The 21592-nt window shown below is 63.9% G+C and carries 18 protein-coding genes; 12 read left to right on the top strand and 6 right to left on the bottom strand.

The genetic code is table 11. The features are described 5' to 3' along the window. Positions 1-207: 207 nt before the first annotated feature. From M2427_RS03790 to ugpB, 3 genes are all read right to left on the bottom strand, one after another. Positions 208-1830, bottom strand: coding sequence for an ABC transporter substrate-binding protein (locus M2427_RS03790; RefSeq protein WP_280704830.1), 1623 nt, complete (start codon positions 1828-1830; stop codon positions 208-210). Positions 1831-2184: 354 nt separating this feature from the next. Further along, positions 2185-3132: an aminoglycoside 3'-phosphotransferase/choline kinase family protein gene (locus M2427_RS03785; RefSeq protein ID WP_280704829.1), complete on the bottom strand. Its 948-nt coding sequence runs from the start codon at positions 3130-3132 to the stop codon at positions 2185-2187. A gap of 150 nt (positions 3133-3282) precedes the next feature. Continuing rightward, positions 3283-4608, bottom strand: coding sequence for a sn-glycerol-3-phosphate ABC transporter substrate-binding protein UgpB (ugpB, locus tag M2427_RS03780; RefSeq protein WP_280704828.1), 1326 nt, complete (start codon positions 4606-4608; stop codon positions 3283-3285). 257 nt (positions 4609-4865) lie between these two features. Between ugpB and M2427_RS03775 the strand changes: the two genes are divergently transcribed. From M2427_RS03775 to M2427_RS03730, 10 genes are all read left to right on the top strand, one after another. Then, complete coding sequence (locus M2427_RS03775; RefSeq protein WP_280704827.1) at positions 4866-5876, top strand: TRAP transporter substrate-binding protein; 1011 nt, start codon at positions 4866-4868, stop codon at positions 5874-5876. Positions 5877-5882: 6 nt separating this feature from the next. Continuing rightward, positions 5883-7961, top strand: a complete 2079-nt coding sequence (locus M2427_RS03770) for an ATP-binding protein (protein WP_280704826.1) — start codon at positions 5883-5885, stop codon at positions 7959-7961. Continuing rightward, positions 7931-9676: a DUF3369 domain-containing protein gene (locus M2427_RS03765; RefSeq protein ID WP_280704825.1), complete on the top strand. Its 1746-nt coding sequence runs from the start codon at positions 7931-7933 to the stop codon at positions 9674-9676. Before M2427_RS03770 ends, M2427_RS03765 begins: the two co-directional genes overlap by 31 nt. Before the next feature lie 35 nt (positions 9677-9711). Continuing rightward, positions 9712-10449 carry a response regulator gene (locus M2427_RS03760; protein WP_280704824.1) on the top strand — a complete coding sequence of 246 codons (738 nt, stop codon included), beginning with the start codon at positions 9712-9714 and terminating at the stop codon, positions 10447-10449. 278 nt (positions 10450-10727) lie between these two features. After that, on the top strand, positions 10728-11339 hold the full coding sequence (locus M2427_RS03755) for a sigma-70 family RNA polymerase sigma factor (RefSeq protein ID WP_280704823.1): 612 nt from the start codon (positions 10728-10730) through the stop codon (positions 11337-11339). A gap of 473 nt (positions 11340-11812) precedes the next feature. After that, positions 11813-12511 (top strand): cytochrome c biogenesis CcdA family protein, encoded by a 699-nt coding sequence (locus M2427_RS03750; protein ID WP_280704822.1) that lies wholly within the window; start codon positions 11813-11815, stop codon positions 12509-12511. 28 nt (positions 12512-12539) lie between these two features. Then, positions 12540-13106 carry a thioredoxin family protein gene (locus M2427_RS03745; protein ID WP_280704821.1) on the top strand — a complete coding sequence of 189 codons (567 nt, stop codon included), beginning with the start codon at positions 12540-12542 and terminating at the stop codon, positions 13104-13106. Positions 13107-13283: 177 nt separating this feature from the next. Continuing rightward, positions 13284-14258, top strand: a complete 975-nt coding sequence (locus M2427_RS03740) for a hypothetical protein (protein WP_280704820.1) — start codon at positions 13284-13286, stop codon at positions 14256-14258. A gap of 330 nt (positions 14259-14588) precedes the next feature. Continuing rightward, positions 14589-15182, top strand: a complete 594-nt coding sequence (locus tag M2427_RS03735) for a L,D-transpeptidase (protein WP_280704819.1) — start codon at positions 14589-14591, stop codon at positions 15180-15182. A 99-nt stretch (positions 15183-15281) separates the two neighbouring features. Further along, on the top strand, positions 15282-16319 hold the full coding sequence (locus tag M2427_RS03730) for an amino acid ABC transporter substrate-binding protein (protein WP_280705205.1): 1038 nt from the start codon (positions 15282-15284) through the stop codon (positions 16317-16319). Positions 16320-16562: 243 nt separating this feature from the next. On the opposite strand, the gene M2427_RS03725 is transcribed toward M2427_RS03730, so the two are convergent. Next, a complete protein-coding gene (locus M2427_RS03725; RefSeq protein WP_280704818.1) occupies positions 16563-17702 on the bottom strand; it encodes an acyl-CoA dehydrogenase family protein in 1140 nt (379 codons plus the stop codon). Between the two features lie 132 nt (positions 17703-17834). After that, positions 17835-19034: an acyl-CoA dehydrogenase family protein gene (locus M2427_RS03720; protein ID WP_280704817.1), complete on the bottom strand. Its 1200-nt coding sequence runs from the start codon at positions 19032-19034 to the stop codon at positions 17835-17837. Between the two features lie 131 nt (positions 19035-19165). Here M2427_RS03720 and M2427_RS03715 point away from each other — a divergent pair, with 131 nt between their 5' ends. Both M2427_RS03715 and M2427_RS03710 read left to right on the top strand, forming a co-directional pair. Beyond that, positions 19166-19711, top strand: coding sequence for a carboxymuconolactone decarboxylase family protein (locus M2427_RS03715; protein ID WP_280704816.1), 546 nt, complete (start codon positions 19166-19168; stop codon positions 19709-19711). A gap of 89 nt (positions 19712-19800) precedes the next feature. Further along, positions 19801-20295, top strand: a complete 495-nt coding sequence (locus M2427_RS03710; RefSeq protein ID WP_280704815.1) for a VOC family protein — start codon at positions 19801-19803, stop codon at positions 20293-20295. A 47-nt stretch (positions 20296-20342) separates the two neighbouring features. Here the strand turns inward: M2427_RS03710 and M2427_RS03705 are convergent, their stop codons facing one another. Next, positions 20343-21581 (bottom strand): MFS transporter, encoded by a 1239-nt coding sequence (locus M2427_RS03705; protein ID WP_280704814.1) that lies wholly within the window; start codon positions 21579-21581, stop codon positions 20343-20345. Positions 21582-21592: the final 11 nt, after the last annotated feature.

Raw genomic sequence — 21592 nt, 5'->3', positions numbered from 1 at the left:
GCGCACTCTGCAAGCCGCGCGCGTCGCTGCGTTCCCTCCCCCCTCTTGTCCGCCGAAGCCCGCCTTCGGGCGAAGGCGGATGTGGGGGAGGGCTAGGGAGGGGGGTGGCTCCGGGAGGGGTCTGAGTTCGTGGCTACCCCTCTCCCCAACCCTCCCCCGCAAGGGGGGAGGGAGCCTGACGAGTGTGCTCACCTCACTCATGTCCCCTCACCCCTTCGCCAGCGCGCGATAATCCAGGCGGCGGTGGAACCAGTATTGGTAGCCCGAGATGTTCTTCTGCATCGCGACGTTGACGAAGGGCTGATACAGCGGGATGCGCGGGATGTCGGTGAAGGCGAGGTCGACGAAGCCCTTCACGTCTTTCTCGTAGGTCGCGGTGTCGCCGGTCGCGGCGGCGGTGCGCGCGCCGTCGATCAGCTTGTCCATCTCGGCTGACTTGTAGCTCATGGTGTTGAAGACGGAATTGTTGCCGTGATAGCACCAGTAGAAGAAGTATTCGGGGTAATCGAGCCAGCCCGAGAACACGTTGGTGAAGAGCGGCATCTCCTTCTTGTTCAACTCGGTGCGCCAGTTGGCGCCGGGCACCTTGTTGATGGTGGTCTTGATGCCGATCTGGGCGAGGCTCTCCTGCACCAGCACGCAGAGCGGCTCGTTGACGCCGGCAAAATTCAGGTCGAACGAGATCGTGGTCTCGAAGCCGCCCGCGACGCCGGCCTCCGCCATCAGCGCCTTCGCCTTCTCGATGTCGGTGTTATATTTGTGCGGCTGCGGCCAGGCGACTTCGGTCGGCTTGTCCTTGGGCGCACCGAACATCGGGTTCGCCAGCCCGAACATCACGGCGTCCATGATCTTCTGATAGGGCAGCGCGTAGGCCACCGCCTGGCGCACCTTCGGATTGTCGAAGGGCGGCTTGGTGACGTTCATGCCGATATACTGGATGCCGTTGGAGAACGGCAGCGACACCACGTTGAGCTTGCCGTTGGCCTTCATCTCCTGGAAATCCTTGTTCGGAAGTTCGTAGGAGATGTCGGCGTCACCGCGCTCGAGCAGCGCGCGGCGGTTGCCGGCCTGCGGCACCATGCGCCAGATTACGCGCTTGATCTTCGGCAGCGGCCCGCCGACCCAATCCTCGTTGCGCTCCATGATCACTTCGGTGCCGGCGGTCCACTTCGTCACCTTGTAGGCGCCGGAGCCCGCGGTCTGCTGTTTTGTAAACTCGAGACCCCAGGGATCCTTCTCGCTGGCGTTCTTCTTCACCAGCTCGGAGTTGACGATGCAGGGGACGATGACGGCGAGATCGGGGACCGTCAGCCTGTCCTTCTTCAGGAAGTCAACGCGCACAGTATAGTCATCGATCACGACGAACTGCTCGGGCTTGGTGAGCGAGCCCGCACTCATCTGGAAGGTCGGGAAACCGCCGACGCTGACGGCGCGATCGAGCGACCACTTCACGTCCTTGGCGGTGACGGGCGTGCCGTCGTGGAATTTGGCGTTCTTCTTCAGCTTGAAGGTGACCGACATGTCGTCGATCTTGAACTCCTCGGCGAGCTCGCCCTTGAACTTGTCGCGGTCGTAATAGGGCACCCCGCCGGGGCCGCTCTTCATCTCGTGGCTGATCAGCCGGTCGTAGCAATTCCAGGACACCTCATAGCCGGGCACGTTGGTGCCGACGCCATGGATGTCGAGATTGTTGGGGCCGCCTTCCGAGACGATCAGCAGCGTCTCCGAACGGGCATCGGCATAGGCCGAGGAGATGACCTGTGGCACCGCCGGAAGCGCCGCGCCTGCTGCCAATCCCGATACGGACTTGAGGAAATCGCGACGCTTCATGGTGATGCTCCAACGCGGAAGTTTCTGGTTGGAACAGGATTCGCAAGGTTCGTGCCAAGGCTTAGCGAGAGGTTAAATCAAGAATAAATCATTGATCTTGCTTATATATTATCGCATGCAGCGGACGGGGCCTCGAAGCTTGGGTTTCGCGCATTGCATGCAAAGAAAAACTTTTGCTCATTTTGTAGGCCAGACTCGAAGCCGGCACGTCTAATAGGCAGAGCCTGTCATTCCGGGGCGATGCGCAGCATCGAGCCCGGAATCCATCGGGCTGCAGAACTCGCCGGAGAATGGATTCCGGGCTCGCCACTCTGCGGCGCCCCGGAATGACGGGGAGGCGTAGAGCGGAAGCATTCACTCCGCCCAGATCAACTCCTGCAGTTCAACCAGATTATTCGCCTGCTCCTGCCAGCCCTCGATGCAGATGTGGCTGTTGAGGTCGCTGGCCTGGTGCAGCAGCATCAAGGCCATCAGGAGCCGCTTCAGCGCGAAATCGGGATTGGTGTAGCCAAAGCCTTCGAGCAGGCTGCGCACCCTCCTGGGCCGGCCGGCCGCCATGAAGGCGCTGGGGCCGAGCAGATCGTAGTCGCGCCATCCGGCCCTGACATCGCCGAAGTCGAACAGGCCGGCGAGCGACCAGTCGCCGTCGTGGCAGGCGAGCAGGAAGTTCTCCGGAATGTATTCGCCGATCAGGATCACCGGCGGTGCGTCCATCGGGATCAGCGTTGCGGCATCGCGCAGGAGATCGTCGAGGCCGGCGAGAAATTTCGGCGCGAGGCCGAGACGCGTGTGCCTGTGACGGCAGCCCTGCATCTGCGCGCGCATGAACGCGCCCCAGCGCGGCTCGATCTCTGCGAGGGGGCCGAGCGGCACACGTTGCACGACGGCGATGGTTTCGCCGATCTGGCGCAGCACGCGCTCCTTCTGCGCTTCCGCGAGTCGCGGCCAGACTTCCGAGCCGAGCGCGCCTGTGAGGCGCGTGATGACGAGATAGGGCCAGCCATCGCGCTCCCCCTCCGCGACGATCTCGGGGATCGGCAGATCAAGCCGGCCCTTGAGCTGCATCAGCGAGCCGCGCTCGGAGACGAATTGCGCGCGTAAGAGCGGCGGGAAGATTTTCAGGATCAGCGTGTCGCCGAGGCCGACCACGAGATTGGTGCCGGTCGAGAAGACGTGCGGTGCGGAGACGTCGATGCCGCGGCTGTGCGCGATGTCGAGCGCGGTTGGCAGCCATTGCTGGGGATCGGCGCGAAAGGCGCGGAAGGGCTGAGTGTCAGCGAAGTGAGGCAGTGTTATCGACATCGCACGCCTAATAGTTTGAGCTCGTCATGCCCGGGCTTGTCCCGGGCATCCACGTTCTTCGGCTGCCGCAAAACTGGATGGCCGGGACAGGCCCGGCCATGACGGCGTGGAGAGGTCTCGCGCTCCAAGCAACGCCGAGCTCCCATCCCCCTACCGTTCCGGACTGGCGCGCTCGAACTGGCGCAGGAGCTTGTTGCCGCGCTCGACGGCGGAATCGAGGGCGGCTTGCGCGCTCTTCTGGCCGGCAAAGGCCTGCTCCAGCTCATCCTCGATCGTGCCACGGATCAGGTTGAAGGAGCCGAGCCGGATGCCCTTCGAATTCTCGGTCGGTTGATGCAGCGTGATCTCCTCGAATGAGATCGCCGAGCCCGGATTGCGCTCGTAGAAGCCTTGCGCGCGCGTCAGCTCGAAGGCGGCGCGGGTGATTGGCAGATATCCGGTGTTCTGATGCCAGACGGCCTGCACGCCGGGCTGCGACAGATAAGCGAAGAACCGCGCCACGCCCTTGTACTCCTCGCGCGGCCGGTCGCGCAGCACCCAGAGCGTGGCGCCGCCGATGATGGAATTCTGCGGCGCGCCTGCTATGTCTGGCCAGTACGGCATCATGCCGTAGCCGATGTCGAACTTTGAATTAGCCTTGATGTCGGCGCGCGTCGCCGAAGAGCCGATGAAGATGCCGCATTCGCCGTTCTGGAAGCGCGGCTCGGCCGACTGCCCGCGGCCGCTATAGTCGAACAGTTTTGTCTTTTGCCATTCGGCGAGCTGGGCGATGTGCTTGACGACCACAGGATTGTTGATGGTCAATTCCGCATCGAGGCCACCAAAGCCATTGGCGCGCGTGGCCAGCGGAAGATTGTGGAACGCCGAAAAATTCTCGACATGGATCCAGGACGGCCACGACGTGGTGAAGCCGCAGACAGCGCCGTAATCACGCAGGCGCTTTGCAAGCGCGCCGAGTTCGGGCCACGTCTTCGGCGGCGTCTCGGGATCAAGGCCGGCGGCGCGGAACATGGTCTTGTTGTAATAGAGGATCGGCGTCGAGGAGTTGAACGGGAACGACAGCAGATTGCCTGACGCATCGGTGTAATAGCCGGAGACCGCCGGAAGATAGTCGTTGAGCGAGAACGGCTCGCCCATGTCGCGCATCATGCTGTAGACCGGATAGATCGCGCCCTTGGCGGCGGTCATCGTTGCGGTGGCGACCTCGTTGACCTGGACGATCGCCGGCTGGCTGCGCGAGCGGAAGGCGAAGATCGCGGCCGTCACCGTCTCGGTGTAATTGCCCTTATACGATGGCACGACGCGGTAATCGGACTGCGAAGCGTTGAAATCGGTGGCGAGCTTTTCGAGCTGCTTGCCGAGCTCACCCGACATGGCGTGCCACCACGCGATATCGGTGGCCGCTTGCGCCTGTAAGCTTGACGTAAGGACCGCGGTCACCGCGACGACCTGCAAAAGGCGCAATGCTGAAATCACGATGGCTCTTCCCGTATCAAGCGGCAAAAGGCGGCCGCACCCTGCTTAAGGCGCGGCACCCAACGTTTCAACCGGGAATGACGGCGGCGGCACCGCACAATCACCGGCCCGGGCGGGATGGCCTTCCCTTTACCATCTGGATTTTTAGCTTTGACGCGTTTTCTTCACGCGAACCGGTATCCACTTCGCTCGAAAACGCTTTAGATTGCATTGAACCTTTTGGTCCCGCCATAGACTCCATCTCCGAGGGGTTGAGTGTGCCAGTGTTAAACCGTGCCGAACTCTCACGGACCGGGGTGATTTTCGTCGCGCTTCTGCTCGCCACGTTCACGATGGACGTGGGCGCGACGAGCGTGGCTGCGCGCGAATTCCGCGCCGCCGACACCCAGACCGAGAACTACCCGACCGTCCAGGCGCTGCGCTACATGGGCGCCCTGATCGCTGAGCGCACCGGCGGCCGCCACGAGATCAAGGTGTTTCACTCCCGCCAGCTCGGCGAGGAGAAGGAGACGATCGAGCAGACGCGCGCCGGCGCGATCGACCTCAACCGGACCAACGTCGCCCTGATCGGCAATTTCGTTCCGGCGATGAACGTGCTGGCCATGCCGTTCCTGTTCCGGTCCATCGAGCACATGCAGAAGGTGCTGGACGGGCCGATCGGCAAGGAAATCCTCGGCAGCTTCGAGCCCTACGGCTTCGTCGGGCTCGCCTTCTACGATTCCGGGGCACGCTCGATCTACAACAACGTCCGTCCGGTGAAGAGCATCGCCGATCTCAAGGGTTTGCGGATCCGGGTGCAGCAATCGGAGTTGATGAGCGATATGATCCGCGCCCTCGGCGCCGAGCCGATCGAACTGCCGTATGGGCAGGTGCTCACGGGGCTCGCGACCCATCTGATCGACGGCGCCGAGAACAACTGGCCATCCTTCGTGACCACAGACCATTACAAGCACGCCGTCTACTACACTCTCACCGAGCACACGATGAGCCCCGAAGTGCTGGTGATCTCGCTCAAGGCCTGGAAGAGCCTGTCGGCCGAGGACCAGACCATCTTCAGGGAAGCCGCGGCGCGCTCGAGCCTGTACATGCGCGAGAAATGGCGCGACCTCGAGGAGCAGTCGCAGCGCAAGGCGGAGGCCGCCGGCATTTCCGTGATCAGGACGATTGACCGCAAGCCGTTCGAGGACGCGATGGCGCCGATCTACGCCAAGACCGCGCAGGATCCTACCGCGGCCGCACTGATCGAACGCATTCGCAAGGTGGAGTGACGCCGCTTGATCGCGCCCGGCACCAGCGAGATCGCAGAACGGCCGTCCGGCCCGGTCGGGCGGCTGCGCGCGCGCCTCGTCGGCGTGCTGCGGGCGGTGCCGATCCGCTGGCGCATCCTGTCGATCGCGGCGCTGAACTCCGCGGTGGTGATCGTGCTGGTGGCGATGATCTGGAACGGCGCGCAGGTGCTGGGCTCGGCCTGGGACGACGTGCGGCAGGTCAGGGAATCCGACCGGATCCTGGCGCTGCTCGAAAGCGAGACCGGGCGCCTGCAGAACCTGATCCACCGCTACATCAACCAGCCGAGCCCGGACCTGTTCGCCGAGATCCTGCTGTTGCGCGAGGCCGTGCTGGGCACGCTGACCGACCGCGCCGCCAAGGACCCGATGCTGTCCGGCTCGGTCGAGGAGCTGGAGCGCACCACCGACCGCTTCCTCAACGGCTTTGGCGAGCTGCGCAGCGTGCAGGCGACCATCGCCAAGACCTATGAGGAGCAGGTGCAGGGCCCGGCCAGGGACATGGCCGGCCTGTACTCGATCATCGAAGGCGCCACCGGCCATCGCGATGCGCTGATCTGGCCCTCGCTCGGCAAGTCGCGCGAAGCCTTCACCGCGATGCTGGTCGCGGCCAACTCGTACTATCTGTCGCAGTCATCAGGCGCGGCTGACGACGCGCGCCGCCACACCGAGACGATCGAGAAGACCATCCCCGTGATGATCGATCTTGCCGACAACGATCTGCAGAAGATGGCGCTGCAAAAGCTCGCGGTCCGCACCATGGCGATGCGCGAGGGCTTTGCAAAGCTCTCCGAGCAGCTGACCAACCGCACCGAGCTATTGCGCAACACCATCGACGCCAGCCAGGCCGAGGCGATCGGCGCCATCGACGATCTCTCGACCAAGATGCGCCAGCGCGAGCAGAAGGCGCAGGAAACCTTCGACCGCACGCTGGCGGATATTTCACGCCGCGTGCTGTCCATTGCGGTGATCTTTCTCGGCATCATCCTCACCGCCGGCGTGCTGATCGCGCTGTCAATCCGGCTGCCGCTGCAGCAGATCATGACCGCGATGCGCGCGATCACGCTCGGCGATCTCGGCCGCGAGGTGCAGGGCACCAAGGCCCGCGACGAGGTCGGCGCGATGGCCCGCGCGGTGGAAGTGTTCCGCGAGAACGCGATCGCCAAGCGCGAGACCGAGGACGAATTGCGGGCGTCGAAGGAAAAGGCCGAGAGCGCGCTGCTCGAACTCAACGCGGCGCAGCAGAACCTGATCGACGCCGAAAGGCTCGCCGCGCTCGGCGGCCTCGTCGCCGGCGTCGCGCATGAGGTCAACAACCCGATCGGCATCAGCCTGACCGTGGCCTCGAGCTTTGCCAGGCGCAGCGAGATCTTCGAGGCCCAGCTCAGGGGCGACGGGGGCTTGCGCCGCTCGCAGCTGGAAGAGTTCGTGCAGTCCTCGCGCGATGCCTCGCAACAGTTGGTCGCCAATCTCACCCGCGCCGGCGAGCTGATCCAGTCGTTCAAGCAGGTCGCGGTCGACCGCTCCCATGCCGAGCGCCGTCAGTTCTCATTGAGCGAAGCCACCGACCAGATCATCGCCAGCCTGCGACCCGTTCTCAAGCGCTCGCCGACCACGCTCCAGGTCGACGTGCCCGAGGGGCTGCTGCTCGACGGCTATCCCGGCTCCTATGGCCAGATCCTGACCAACCTCTTCCTGAACGCCGCCAACCACGCCTTTGCCGACGGCCGCGCCGGCACCATCACGATCGCAGCCAAGCCGCGCGGCACCGACGATATCGAGATCATCTTTGCCGATGACGGGGCCGGCATGACGCCTGACGTGCAGCGCCAGGCCTTTGACCCATTCTTTACCACAAGGCGCAATGAAGGTGGCACGGGACTCGGCCTCCATATCGTCTATAACCTCGTCACCCAGCAGTTGGGCGGGCGGATGATGCTGGAATCCAAGCTGGGACAAGGCACTACTTTTCGGATTATCATGCCGCGGATCGCCAAGGGCGGCGCGCAAAGCGCAGAAAGTGACGGGACTTCGCAATGGCCGAACAGGACGATGTCCTCCACCTGATCGACGATACCGGTACCGCGTCGGAGGATATGGACGCCCGGAAATGGAAAATCGCCGTCATCGACGACGATCCGGCCGTGCACGACGGCACCCGATTTGCGCTCTCGGACTACAGCCTCAACGGCCAGGGCCTGGAGATCCTCTCGGCCCATTCGGCGGCGGAAGGTCGCAAGCTGATGGCTGCGCACGGCGACATTGCCGCAGTGCTGCTCGATGTCATCATGGAGACCGACGTCGCCGGCCTCGAGCTCGTCGAATACATCCGCAACGAGCTCAAGAACGAGACCGTGCGCATCATCCTGCGCACCGGCCAGCCCGGCCAGGCGCCGGAGCGGCGCGTGATCGTGCAGTACGACATCAACGACTACAAGGCCAAGACCGAGCTCACCGCCGACAAGCTGTTCACCTCACTGACCGCGGCGCTGCGCTCCTACCAGCAGCTCGAGCGCATGGTGCAGACGCGGCGCGGGCTCGAAATCATCATCGATGCCGCCTCGACGCTGTACGACTTCAAGTCGATGCAGCGGCTCGCCGAGGGCGTGCTGACCCAGCTCGCCTCGCTGCTCAATGCCGACTGCGCCGGCATCCTCGTCCTGCGCGACAATGGCGGCGTCGACCCCGAGCTCTCCGTGCTTGCCGGCAGCGGCTGCTACAGCCGCTTCATCGGCACGACCTCGTCGAAGGCGCTCGATCCTGATTTGCGCGCGATGGTGGAAGCCGCGTTCCAGGGCCGCAAGAACGAATTCGCCGACCATCGCAGCGTGATCTATTTGCGCACCGGATCCGGCCGCGAGGTCGTGGTGCTGCTGCAGGCCGAGCGCGAGCTGTCGGAGACCGACCGCTCGCTGGTCGAGATCTTCTCGAGCCGGCTCTCGATCGCGTTCGACAACGTCATCCTCTACCAGCAGCTCCAGGACGCCAACACCCAGCTGGAAGACCGCGTCGCCCAGCGCACCCGCGCGCTGATGCAAGCCAACCGCCGGCTCTCGGCGCAATGGCTGCGGCTGCAGCGCGCCAACGGCTTCAAGAACGAGATTTTGGGTACCGTCGCGCACGATCTGAAGAACCCGCTCGGCGTCATCCTCGGCCGCACCGAGATGCTGAAGGAGCTGATCTCGACCGGCGCCTCGGCGTCAGGCGTGGTCGCGCAGGTCGATCACATCCGCGACGCCACCAAGCGCCTGACCACGATGGTCGACCATCTGATCTCGGACGCGATGGCGGATGCCTTCGACATCACCATCCGCCGCGAGCCGGTCGACGTCGCGGCGCTGGTGAAGGAGGTCGCCGAGGCCAACCAGCCGCTCGCGGTCAACAAGCAGCAGGCGATCCACGTCACTGCGCCGGCCAACATCGTCACCATGTGCGACACCGACCGCATCCGCGAGGCGATCGACAATCTGATCAGCAATGCCATCAAATACTCGCCGATCGCAGGCAAGATCACTGTGGCGGTCAGCCATGAGGGCAACGACACCATCATCCGCGTCAGCGACGAGGGCGCCGGCCTGTCACCGGAGGATCTCGGCCGCCTGTTCGGCCGGTTCCAGCGGCTATCCGCAAAACCGACGGCAGGTGAGAGCTCGACGGGGCTTGGGTTGTCCATCGTCAAGCGTATTATCGATATGCATGGCGGCGAGGTAACCGCCGACAGCGACGGGCCGGGCAAGGGCTCGACCTTCACCATCACCCTGCCCGCGACCGAGATGCCGTGATTTGAGCACCAATATCTGCAAGATTCCGAAGTGACATGACACAAAGCCAGCACATCATGATCGTCGACGATGAGGCCCCGGCCCGGGAGATGGTCGGCGATTACCTCAAGATGCACGGCTTCACCGTGACGCTGTGCGACGGCGGCAAGTCCTTGCGCACCGCAATCGACGGCAGCATGCCCGACCTCGTCGTGCTCGACCTCAACATGCCCGAGGAAGACGGCCTCTCGATCATCCGCGACCTCAAGAGCCGCATCAACGTGCCCGTGATCATGCTCACGGCGACAGCGAGCCCGATCGACCGCGTCGTCGGCCTCGAGCTCGGCGCCGACGACTATGTCGCAAAGCCCTGCGAGCTGCGCGAATTGATGGCGCGCATCCGCTCGGTGCTGCGGCGGAGCACGCCGGCGAAGGCCGCGAGTGCCGAGGCCGCGCCCGCGAAATCGGACAAGGATCAATTGGTACGCTTTGGGACAAAGTGGCTCGATCTCGAAGCCCAGGCCCTGCGCGACGACGAGGGCAACGAGCATCCGCTGACCGCATCCGAATTCGGGCTCTTGAAAGTGTTCGCGGCCAATCCCAAGCGCGTGCTGTCGCGCGAGCGCCTGCTGGAATTGGCCAACGCGCGCGACGCGGAAGCCTTCGACCGCGCCGTCGACCTGCGCATCATGCGCATCCGCCGCAAGATCGAGCCCGACCCGACCAAGCCCGCCGTGATCCGCACCATCCGCGGCGGCGGCTATTTGTTCTCGCCGGCAGGCGACAAGGCGTAACAATCGGGCGACGAAAGCGAAGTGTGCGGTGGCGCACGCAACGCAAGCCCCCGAAATTGGTTCCGCGCAGTCCAATCAGGCACTACCGTATTTTCCACACATTGAAATTACACGCTTTTTTGCTCCGAATGTTTCGTCGCGATGTGCGCGACGAAACAATTTAACGGCCCACGAAACCATTTTCCCCTTTTCGTGCAGACGTCCCGAAACGTTGGCTGATTAACACTTTGACCCAAGGAAACGCCGCTCGGTTGCGGCGTCACCGAGGAGCCAAGTCCATGCCGAACGTCATCGCCATCAACGCCCAAGCCAGCCAGGGCATCATTGCCGCTCAGGCGACCTCGGACGAGATGCTTCTCGAAAGCATCGCCGACGGCAACCGCACGGCCATGCACATTCTCTATTGCCGTCACAATGTGCGGGTCTACCGCTTCATCCTGCGCATCGTGCGTGACGCGACCACGGCAGAAGATCTGGTCAGCCAGGTGTTTCTGGACGTGTGGCGCACCGCCGGCCAGTTCCAGGGCCGCTCGCAGGTCTCGACCTGGCTGCTCTCGATCGCCCGCTTCAAGGCGCTGACCGCGATGCGCCAGCGCCGTTTCGAGGACATCGACCAGGAAGACGTGCGCCAGATCCCCGACGATTGCGACACGCCCGAGACCTCGCTCGACCGCAGCGACACCAGCGCCATCCTGCGCGCCTGCGTGCAAAAACTGTCACCCGCGCATCGCGAGATCATCACCCTCGTCTACTACCATGAGAAGTCGGTGGAGGAGGTCGGCCAGATCATCGGCATCCCCCAGAGCACGGTGAAGACCAGGATGTTCTACGCCCGCAAGCAGCTCGCCGATTTGCTTAAGGGTTGCGGCGTCGACCGCTTCGCCGCCTAAGCCTAAGGATTTCAATGGGATAGGGCCCGATACCTGGTTCCATCCCGGGACACGAAAGCGTTACCGCTGACGAAACAAATGAAACAAACCACAACATCAGGCGGAAAAACTTCGTCCCTATAAGCATCACATACGGTTTCGTTAAACCTCCCAATACCTCCAGCGACCCGGACGGGATGCCCCCCTCCGGGTCGTTTTGTATTTGGGGGTCACGCGAGTGAGGCGGGCATCGTTCTCTCGTTCCCTCCCCCCTTGCGGGGGAGGGGCAGGGAGAGGGGTAGCCACAAACTCAGATCTCTCCCGGAGCCACCCCTCTCCCTAACCCTCCCCCACAAGGGGGGAGGGAACGCACTGCCGTTGTCGCCGGCATAGTCGCCCTGCAAAGCATCTATCACCGTCACGAGCGCGTGACGGGCGTAACGTCCGGCGCCTCTGTTCCGAACTGCCCTCGTGACCTCCTTCACGAGTGCCCGATGCTAGAGCTTCTCTTCGCCGTCCTTGCCGGCATCCTGACCATCGCCGCCCCCTGCACGCTGCCGATGCTGCCGATCCTGCTCGGCGCCTCGATCGGGCGCTCGTCGAATCTGCGGCCTGCGATGATCGCGCTCGGCTTCGTCATGTCCTTTTCCGCGGTCGCGCTGCTGCTCGGCGCGCTGACGCGGGTCTTCGATTTCGATCCGAACGTGCTGCGCGAGGCGGCGGCGGTCCTGCTGCTCGGCTTTGGCCTGTTGATGCTCTGGCCGGCGCCGTTCGAATGGTTGTCGATCCGGCTCAATGGCTGGCTGAATTTCGGCGCTGCCGGCGGCGCGCAGCGCGAGGGCGCGCTGGGCGGGCTCGTCCTCGGTACCACGCTCGGCCTGGTCTGGACGCCCTGCGCCGGCCCCGTGCTCGGCTCGATCCTGACGCTGGTCGCGACCTCCAGGAATCTCGGCTGGGCCGGCACGCTGCTGGTCGCCTACGCGATCGGGGCTGCGATCCCGATGCTGGCGATCGCCTATGGCGGACAGGCCGCGACCACGCGCGTGCGCAGCCTCGCCCGCATCTCGCCGCGCCTGCAGCAGGGCTTTGGCGTCGTCGTGATCGCCTTCGCGCTCGCCGCCTACTTCCAATACGACACGCTGATCGTGGCGTGGCTCACCTCGATCTACCCCACCGGCCAGATCGGCCTGTGATCCCTCACCCTCAACGGAGAACATGTCCATGACTTTCAAGCTGCTCGCCGTCTCCGCCGCCCTGATCGGCTTCACTGTGACCGGCGCCGTCATCCCCGGTCTCTGCGACGAGGTTTCGCCCGCGGTGCCGGTCAAGGTCGCGGCCGCGAGCCAGACGACGACTGCGCCTGATTTCGCCGGCATCAGCAACTGGTTCAACTCGAAGCCGCTCAACATCGCCGATCTCCGCGGCAAGGTCGTGCTGGTCGACTTCTGGACCTATGGCTGCGTCAACTGCGTCAACACGCTGCCGCACGTCACCGAGCTCTATGCCAAGTACAAGGACAAGGGCCTCGTCGTGGTCGGCGTGCACACGCCCGAATTCCCGTTCGAGCGCTCGGCGTCCAACGTGCAGGCCGCGCTGAAGCGCCACGGCATCACCTATCCGGTGGCGCAGGACAATGAGTCCAAAACCTGGGACGCCTACCGCAACCAATATTGGCCGGCGCAATATGTGATCGACCAGACCGGCAAGATCGTGTTCCAGCACGAAGGCGAAGGCCGCTACGACGAGATCGACCGCACCGTGGCGAGGCTGTTGAACGCCAGCAGCTAGCTGGCGCGGCTAAAGCGCGACGATGAAGGTGAACCATCATCGCGCCTTAGGTTTTTGTTTGAGCATGATCTCTTCGGAAAACCGCTTCGCACTTTTCCGGATCATGCTCTGCGTTGTTGCTTGACTCCACGGACCCGTCCGTGGAGTTTCGCGCGCCGACGCAAACCAGCCGCCGCAATGACCGACGCGACCACCCACAACGACATCCGCCTTCGCGAAGGCTCCTCGATCGCGCAGAGGCTGGTCGTGGGCGGCTCTGCGGCAGCCGTCGCGCTCTGCTTCACGCCCGGCCTGTTCACGCACGATGCCCTGGAAGTGATCGTTTCCGTGGTCGCGCTGCTTGCGGGCACAGCGTTCGTCTGCGCGGTGATGCTGACGCCTGCCGTGGTGTGGATCATCACGCCGGATGAAATTCTGATCGGGAAGCAACGTCCGTTCGGAAAGCTCCAGACCCGGATCGTCGCAAAAGACGAGATCACGGCGCTCCAGGTTCCCGGCAGCAAGACCGCCAAGGCGCGCTTTCAACTCGCCTTCACGCTGGCCTCGGGCGAACGGCTGATGTCCCCACCGCTCGCCGACGTCACCCATGTTCATGAGACCGTGGCGCGGATCGCGGCGCAGTTCGACGTCCCTGATGTCGAGGCGCCCGTCAATCCGCTCGATGCCAGCAATCCCGAGATGCGGCTTGGCGAACCCGTCGAGCCGTTTTCCCAGCGAGACATCCGCATCGCGGCCCTCATCGCCGTCGCGCTGAGTGTCGCCCCCTATGCCTACAGGCTCTGGCGTGGCCTGCCGCCCCAATGGATCGACTACCTGCTGCTGCCGCTCGGCGTGATCGCCGCGTTCGGCGTTTATCGATTTGCCAATCTCGTCACCGGCGCGTTCTGGATCATTCGCGAGGGCGACATCCGCGTCGAACGGCTCTGGGGCAACGGCCAGCCGCGCGTGGACCATATCGAGGGGCACGACGTGAAATCGATCACCATCGAGCGCCGCGGCCGGTCCGAGGACGAGCACTGCATCGTCACGATCCGCCTGCTTTCAGGGAGGCGGTTTCGCAGCCCACGAATCGGCTCCCGCAACGAGGCCCGCGCCGTGGGCGCCGAGATCGTCCGGCGGCTCGGAATCGGGGCGAAGGCGAATCAGATTTAGGCGCGCCGTTGCCGCGGACTCGCTCTGACCCTCTCCCGCTTGCGGGAGAGGTCGCCGAGTAGCGGCGGGTGAGGGTTCTTTCCTCTGGGGGGTGTCCCAATGTGGAGACACCCTCTCCCCAACCCTCTCCCGCAAGCGGGAGAAGGGGCGTATCGAGCCCAGCTCACTGCTTTTCGCGCCATCCCCCGTTCATCGCATTGCCGACTACGTCAAAAAACCAAAGCATTCTCGTGACATACCAAACAGGCGCGCCTTGAACTTGCCACGAAGCTGCCCCTGAGTTCAGATGGTTCGGAACGATTTGCGCTGTGGCAGCGGGGAGAGCTTGAAATGACGGATTTTCGTCGCCTGACCGGGGCGTTTGTGGCTGCGATTGGCCTGATCCTGTCCGCGCCGCAGGCCTTTGCCCAGCAGCCCGACCGCGGCGACGAGCCGGGCCTGATCGCCGATGACAGCTACGAGCTCGATCCGGAATGGCAGAAGCAGGTCGTCTACTACCGCACGACCGAAGCGCCGGGCACCGTCATCATCTCGACCTCCGAGCGTCATCTCTATCTGGTGCAGCCCGGCGGTCGCGCGATCCGCTACGGCATCGGCGTCGGCCGCGATGGCTTCCAGTGGCAGGGACTAGTGCAGATCACCAACAAGAAGGAATGGCCGGACTGGACGCCGCCGCCGGAGATGATCCAGCGCCAGCCCTATCTGCCGCGCTTCATGGCCGGCGGCCCCGGCAATCCACTCGGCGCACGCGCGATGTATCTCGGCACCACCGTCTACCGCATCCACGGCACCAACCGTCCCGATACGATCGGCACCAAAGTGTCCTCGGGCTGCTTCCGGCTCGTCAACCACGACGTGGCCGATCTCTACGATCGCGTCCCTGTCGGCACCAAGGTCGTCATCCGGCAGAAGCCTGAACTGTAAGCCGATCGTTCGAGCACGATCCCTTGGCATCTCTCTTGGGATCGTGCTTCCCGCCCTCGTCCAGATTCCTTTTCCCGATTTTTTCGAGAGAGTAACATGATGCGCACATTCCGAGGCGGCCTGCTGATCGGGCTCGCGGTCGCCGTGCTGGTCGCCGCCTTGGCCATCACCTACGAGTTCTACGACACCCGCACCCTGAAGCGAACCGTGCGCCGCGGCGAAGTGCTGTGCGGCGTCAACAAGGGCCTGCCGGGCTTCTCGATCCCCGACGACAAGGGCAACTGGACCGGTTTCGACGTCGATTTCTGCCGCGCCGTGGCGGCGGCGATCTTCGACGATCCGACCAAGGCGAAGTTCATTCCGCTCGAAGCCAGCGAGCGCTTCAAGGAATTGCAGAGCCGCAAGGTCGACATCCTCTCGCGCAACTCCACCTGGAGCATGTCGCGTGAGCTCGAATACGATCTCTATTTCCCGGCCGTCGCCTATTACGACGGCGAGGGCTTCATGGTGCCGCGCTCCCGCAACAAAGAGACGTCGCTCGACCTCGCCGACAGCAAGGTCTGCGTGCAATCAGGCACCACCACGCTGCTCAACCTCGCCGACTACTTCAAAGCCAACAACATGAAGTATGAGCCGGTGAAGTTCGACAAGCTGGAAGACGTGGTGAAGGCCTACGACAGCGGCAAGTGCGATACGCTGACCGCCGACGTCTCCCAGCTCTACGCACTGCGGCTGAACCTGTCCAAGCCCGCCGACCACATGATCCTGCCCGACATGATCTCCAAGGAGCCGCTCGCCCCCGTCGTGCGCCAGCGTGACGACGACTGGATGATGATCGTCAAGTGGACGCTCTACGCGATGATCAACGCCGAAGAGCTCGGCGTGACCTCGCAGAACATCGACGAGGCGCTGAAGTCGAAGAAGCCTGAGGTGATGCGGCTGGTCGGCACCGAGGGCAATTACGGCGAGCAGCTCGGTCTCACCAAGGACTGGGCCGTGCGCATCATCCGCCGTGTCGGCAATTACGGCGAAATGTACGAGCGCAACATCGGCGAGAAGTCGCAGCTGAAGATACCGCGCGGCATGAACCAGCTGTGGAACGCCGGCGGCGTGCAGTATGCACCGCCGATGAGGTAAGGCGGCATCCTCCGGTGTCGTTTTGCGCTGACGGTGCTTACGACGCGCTCGCTGCGTTCCCTCCCCCCTTGCGGGGGAGGGTTAGGAAGAGGGGTGCCGCACGGCACACTCTATCGATCGCACTTGACCTGAGGCGCGCGCCTCTCTCGCGACGGACACACCTTTTCCTGGGCTACCCCTCTCCCCCGCCCTCCCCCGCAAGGGGGGAGGGAGCGCAGGGTGCCCCGGCGCACCAGTAACATCTCAATACCCCCGCGCCCGCGCCAGCTGCTCGGTGTGGTAGTTGGCATCGCCGAACAGTTCTTCGCACACCCGGGCGCGCTTCATGAAGAAGCCGATGTCGAACTGGTCGGTCATGCCCATGCCGCCGTGCATCTGCACGCCTTCCTGCACCGCGCGCGTGGCGGTCGTGCCGGCGCGGGCCTTGGCGACGGCAACGGCTGACGCAGCCTTGGCGACGTCGGCGTCCAGCGCCTGCAGCGCCTTCATGGTGGCGGCGCGGGTGATCTCGATGTCGACATAGAGCTCGGCAGCGCGGTGCTGCAGCGCCTGGAATTCGCCGATCAGCTTGCCGAACTGTTTTCTGTTCTTGAGGTACTCGACGGTGCGGTTGAAGACCTCGTCGCTGAGGCCGACCATTTCGGCGGCGACGGCGCCGCGGCCGATATCGAGCACGCCCTCGAGCAGGTGAGCTGCCTGATCGACCTCGCCGAGCACGCTGTCGGCGTTGACCTCGACATTGGTAAGCTCGATCCGCGCCGCATTGTGCGCGTCGACCATGATGGTGCGTTCGATCGCAACGCCCTTGGCCTTGGGATTGACCAGGAACAGCGTCAGGCCGTCGCGCTCGCCGGCGTGACCCGCCGTGCGCGCAGCAACAATGAAGAGATCGGCGACATGGCCGTCGACGACCAGCGCCTTGGCGCCGGAAAGCTTGAAACCATTGCCGGCGCGCACGGCCTGCAAACTGGTCTGGAGCGGGCGGTGCTTCGCGCCCTCGTCGATCGCGAGCGTCGCGAGCAGCGAGCCGCTCGCGATCTTCGGCAGAACCTCGGATTTCTGCGCGGCATTTCCGCCGCGGTTGAGGGCCGAAACTGCAACCACGCTGGTCGCAAGGAACGGCGACGGCATCAGCGTGCGGCCGATCTCTTCCATCACAATTCCGGCCTCCATGAAGCCGAGACCGCTGCCGCCGAACTCTTCCGGCACCAGCAGGCCGGCAAAGCCCATTTCGGCGAAGGAATGCCACAGCTCCTTGGAGAAGCCGGTGGGGTCTTTGGAGTCGCGCAAAGATCGCAGGTGCGACACCGGCGCCTTGTCGCTGATCAGCCCGCGCGCGCTGTCGCGGAGCATCGATTGTTCTTCGGTGAGGACGAGGGCCATGGATGTGCTTCCGATTCGAAATCTATTTTGTTGTCGTCATTCCGGGATAGCCCGAAGGGCTAGACCCGGAATCCATCAAGCCGCATGTATGCCGTGCGATGGATTCGTCGCGCCCCGGAATGACGGAAACGCTCACGCCCCCGGCAGATCCAGGATGCGCTTGGCGACGATGCCGAGCATGACCTCGGACGTGCCGCCCTCGATCGAGTTGGCCTTGGTGCGCAGCCAGGCGCGCGGACGGGCGCCCTGCCGCGACCGCTCGCTCTCCCATTCCAGCGCATCGACGCCGCCGGCCGACATCAGGATCTCGTAGCGGCGCTTGTTGAGCTCGGTGCCGTAATATTTCATGGCCGACGAGAACGCCGGATGCGCCTGGCCGGCCTTGGCGAGATCGACCGCGCGCTCGGCGCAGGCGGCAAGGGCAGCTTCGTCGACGTCGAAGGTCGCGATCTGGCCGCGCAGCATGGAGTCATCGAGCTTGCCTTGCGCATCCGAGCCGACCGAGTCGGCTGCGATCTGGCCGAGCGGACGGCCGACGCCGCGCTCGCCCATCCCCGAGATCATCGCACGTTCGTGCTGCAGCAGATATTTGGCGACGTCCCAACCGCGGTTGACGGTGCCGACCACATGCGATTTCGGCACGCGGACGCCATCGAAGAAGGTTTCGCAGAACGGCGAATAGCCCGAGATCAACAGGATCGGCTTGGTCGTGACGCCCTTCGACGTCATGTCGAACAGGATGAAGCTGATGCCGTCGTGCTTCTTTGCGGTGGGGTCTGTGCGCACCAGGCAGAAGATCCAGTCGGCATAGTTGGCGTAGGAGGTCCAGATCTTCGATCCCGTGATGACGAAATCATCGCCATCGCTCTCGGCGCGGGTCTGCAGCGAGGCGAGATCGGAGCCGGCGTTCGGCTCGGAATAACCCTGGCACCAGCGGATCAGGCCCGCGGCGATCTTCGGCAGGTGCTCCTTCTTCTGCGCCTCGTTGCCGTATTTCAGCAGCGCCGGCCCGAGCATCCAGATGCCGAAGCTCGACAACGGCGGGCGGGCGCCGATTCTGGCCATCTCGGAACGCAGCACCTTGTGCTCGGCCGCGCTGAGACCGCCACCGCCGTATTCCCTGGGCCAATCAGGCACCGTCCAGCCCTTGTCGCGCATGCGCTCGAACCAGACGCGCTGCGGCTCGGACGAGAATTTTGCGTTGCGCCCGCCCCAGAACACGTCGGCATCCGACGTCGCGGGCTTGCGCATCTCCGGCGGGCAGTTGGCTTCCAGCCAGGCGCGTGTCTCGGCACGAAATTGTTCGAGTTCGGCGGTTTCAGATTCGCTCATGGTCGTTTCCATCAATGCAACTTGTTGAGCGCGACTCTGGGCCAAGCCCTCGCGGAATTCAACCACTTCCGTGACGCGCTTCCGCTATAGTCGCTGTCACGACGGTGCTTGAAAACAAAGAGGAAACGCGAATGCGCCTGAAACTTCTTTCGCCTGGCGAAATGAACGAGAGCCAGCGGCAGACCTACGATGAGTCGATTGCCGGCAAGCGCGGCAAGCCGCCGGCGCCGATGATGGCCTGGCTCAACAGCCCCGACATGGCCCGTCACGCCACGCGGCTCGGCGAGGTGCTGCGCTACGACACGATCTTCCCTGCAAAGCTCTCGGAAATTGCGATCCTGGTGACAGCGCGGCACTGGACCGCGCATTACGAATGGTACGCGCACAAGCGCCTTGCGCTCGCCGGCGGCATGAAGCCTGACATCATCGACGCCATCCGCGATCGCCGCACGCCCGAGTTCGACGATCCCAAGGCTAAGATGATCTACGATCTCGCCAAGTCGCTGCATGAGGGCCATGGCGTCGAGAAGGGCCTCTATGATGCGGCGGTGACGTTGCTCAGCGAACGCGGTGTCGTCGAGGTGATCGGGCTGTGCGGCTATTACACGATGGTGTCGATGACGCTGAACACGTTCGAGTTCGAGCTGCCGGAAGGCGAGGTACGGGAGCTGTCGTGATTTCGCATTCGGAAACGCTGGGTTTCGGGATCAGGCAGTAGAACTGTCCCGAAGCCAGCCCTATGTGCAGTTGATCAACGGAGCAACCGATGTCGCAGAATCAACCCGTCGCCGCAGGCACAAGGATCGGCCATGTCCACCTCAAGGTCGCCGATCTCGATCGGGCGCTTGGATTCTATTGCGGGGTGCTCGGCTTCGAGCTGATGCAGCGGATGGGATCGGGCGCGGCCTTCATCTCGGCCGGCGGCTACCATCACCACATCGGACTCAACACCTGGGAAAGCAAGGGGGGCTCACCGCCTCCATCAGGCACCACCGGCCTGTTTCATACCGCGATCCTCTATCCGACGCGCCCGGCGCTGGCGGATGCGCTGCATCGGGTGCTCTCGGCCGGGATTGGGCTGGATGGCGCGAGCGACCATGGTGTGTCGGAAGCGCTGTATTTGCGCGACCCTGACGAGAACGGCGTGGAGCTGTATTGGGACAAGCCACGGGAGCAATGGCCGGTCGGGCCGGATGGGAAGCTTACGATGTTCACCAAGCGGCTGGACGTAGAGGCATTACTCATGCAGCGGGAGGGATAGTGTCGCAATGACTGCGTAGGGTGGGTTAGCGGAAGGCGTAACCCACCCTACGCAGTTTTCGTATGACTGGTACCCCGTACCATGATCAACGCCGCCGCCGTCACCTCCAGCGCAGCGCAGAGATAGAACGGCAGCGCGTACCCACCTGACCAATCGCGCAAGAGGCCGACAACGCCGGGGCCGAACGCATAGGTCACCTGGTTGATCGCGGTGTTGAGGCTGATCAGCACGCCGAATGAGGCGCTGTCGAATTCCTGTTGTACGATCAGCGACGGCAGCGTGATGAGATTGCCGACGGAGAAGCCGAACACCGCGCAGGCTGCGATCAGCAAATAGTCATTGTGCAAATTGATCACGACGCACAGCGCCGCCGCCTGGCTCAGGAACGACAGCGCCGATGCCAGCCGCTGGTTGAGGCGGTCGATCACCATCGAGAACAGGACCCGGCCGATCACCGCCATCGCGGTCAGCACCGCGACCGCCACGGCGGCGCGCTCGCGTCCGATTACGGGATCGAGGAACGAGATCAGGTGCACGATGAAGCCGACCTGCGCGAACAGAACCAGCGCGAAGGCAATGGTCACGGTGAGGAAGCCGACATCGCGCAGCGCAGCTTTGCGGATCTCGATCGATGATTGCGGTTTTGCTTTCGCAGCTCCGTGCCAGCCATGAAGGTCGGGCGGCCGGCCGACGACCAGCAGGATCACCGGGACGAGCAGCACCACCATCGCGGCTGAGGTTGCGAACATCGCGCTGGCGAAACCGATCTGGCTGATCATCATCACCAGCAGCGGCACGCCGACGATGCCGCCAAAGCTGGCGCCGTTTAGCGCCAGGCTGATCGCCATGCCGCGCTTGTGGTCGAACCACAGGCTGATCGTGTTGGTGATCATGGCGAGGCTGGTGCCGGCCCAGCCGAAGGCGAGCACGGCATCTGCGAGATAAAGCTGCCAGGGCTCGCGCACCGCGCCGACCGCGACGCTAGCTGCCGCCATCGCCAGCGTGCCTGATATCAGGCAGATGCGCGGGCCATATTTCCGGACGGCCTCGCCGACGAACACGACCAGCAGCGCGCCGAACAGATAGAAGAACGTGGTGCCCGAAGAAATCAGCGAGGCCGGCCAGCCCCGTGCGCGCTGCAACTCGGCGACATAGACGCTCTGGCCGTAAAAGCCGAGCCCCCAGCCGAAGGTGGCGAGCAGGAAGCAGACCGCGACGATGCGCCAGCCTTCGTAGCGGAGGGAAGATTCGTCTGCTGGCGTGGTTGTGCGGGGATTGTCGAGCATTTGCGCTTCTC

The sequence above is a fragment of the Bradyrhizobium sp. BR13661 genome, from assembly GCF_029892425.1.
Classification (GTDB): Bacteria; Pseudomonadota; Alphaproteobacteria; order Rhizobiales; family Xanthobacteraceae; genus Bradyrhizobium.
Note: the sequence above shows the minus strand (reverse complement) of the source record. Positions and strands in the feature narration are given on the sequence as shown.